Origin of the sequence: Desulfovibrio sp. 1188_IL3213 (assembly GCF_036763145.1) — a bacterium.
GTDB lineage: Bacteria > Desulfobacterota > Desulfovibrionia > Desulfovibrionales > Desulfovibrionaceae > Desulfovibrio.
Map to the genome: position 1 here is coordinate 1 of NZ_JBAIYR010000457.1, position 1,689 is coordinate 1,689.

Here is a 1,689-nt window from a genome sequence, read left to right on the forward strand (position 1 = left end):
AGCTTTCCCGTGGTCAGCACCGAAAAACTGCTGAATCAGGAAACCAGCGCCGGGGCATCCGGCAAGTCGTCGGGCAAGGCTGCGGCCGAGCCTGTGCATGCCACGCCTGAGGACAAACCGCAGGGCGGGGTGAGCCTGTAGGCCGCCTGGCAGAATGCAAATCTGAGCTGTAAGCCCCCTGGCAGACCATTGGCCGAGGGGGCTTATTTTTTTAATCTTTTTTCGCGGGAAATATGTGCACGTCATGCGCTGCATTTTGGGCTGCACCCGTCATAGTTTTATGGTCAGCTTTACAAGTTTTGGGGACTATCGTAAGAGCAGATATGGTCAAGCTGGCAACCACCCTCATTTTTCTCTGCTGCGTCTTGTTGGCCGCCCCGCTGGCGGCTCCTCGGGCTGCTGCCGTTTCCGAACCGGGGGCAAAATCTCAGGTGGCCGACAAGGCGAAAAAAGGCGTCCCTTGTGCGGACAAGGCAAAAACGCGCGCTGATCAGAACCGCACCGTCACCGTGAAAAAGCGGGACGATGCCGTTCATGCCAGAGCCTGGACTTTTCGCGAGGGCAGCAGCCTTGATGCCTGGCAAAGTCAGGGGACGCCCACAGACAATCTGCACAGTCGAGCGGTAAACGCTCCTGCCGCCGGCAAGTCCGTGGACACGGCCAAGGGCATCGACAGTGCGCTGAACGCGGCGTCAGGACACCAGAAAAATAAGTCCGCACTGGCCTTGAGCGTGGATGACGAAAGCTCCTCCTGGCGAGAACCGGGGCCGGGCTGCCTCAATCCGGACGAAAATCTGAGCATGGAAAGCAGGCACGTTGTGCGCGCCTATGCCGATACCGTTGTGGGTGACGACTTGAGCATCGGCCTCGGGCCGGAGCTTATCCTCAGGAATGAACAGCGCGAGCGGCCGTCCAGCAGCAAGCAGCCAGACTCGGCTCTGGGGCTGGGCATGCAGTTCAAGCTCGATTTCTAAACAGTGTCGTCACGAGCGCCTTTCCCGGTATCTCTGCGTCGGACTTCGCCTTTTATTCCGGTCGAGTACCATAAGAGTACACTCCCTGCGTAAAAGGCTCGTTCTCCTTGATATACCAAGGAAATTTATCTCGTGACGACACTGTCTAGAGCATTTAACACTTGAAATGCTCGCTTACGGTAGGCAAAAGCCTGCCTTCTCGCATTTCGTGGCAAGGATTTTCAAGAAAATCCTTGCAGAGCAGTTAACTCATTTCATTCGTTAACTGCTCTAGAGCAATTTCAAAATGAAAATGCTCTAATCTCCTTCTTCTCCTCCTTTCCTCACTTCTGTTTTATGCCCGCTGTATGCATGCAGGTTGGCGAGCGGCGCGTGTTTGCTTGCCATTTTGCGCAGACAGCGCCTGACCCTTGCCGCATGTAAGGGGACACTTTCCTGCACCGGCCCCCGCGCGGCGTGTCGGCATTCTGGCGGCATGCCTGTCGTGCTGACGGTTGTTGGCCGCAGGTTTTGCACCGCTGCATATTCAACTCGCTGCAATGCCTTGCCTTTGGCATCTTGGCACTGTACTTGCTGTCTCTTCGGTGCGGCATCAGATCAGCCGCTCAGGAGGAACACATGGCGCTTTCCAACTTTCTTATTCGTCCACCCGCCGAGGCTCAGCAGAGTCAGGCCGCCAGCCAGCGTCGCGCCGCGCCGACTGCCGGAGGCGCAA

1 protein-coding gene is annotated in these 1,689 nt (G+C 57.0%); it reads left to right on the plus strand.

Going from position 1 to position 1,689, the window contains the following annotated elements:
- Positions 1–323 precede the first annotated feature (323 nt).
- Entirely contained in the window at positions 324–974 is a 651-nt protein-coding gene (locus V6C16_RS12575; protein ID WP_333536958.1) for a hypothetical protein, read from the plus strand.
- The last annotated feature ends 715 nt before the right edge of the window (positions 975–1,689 follow it).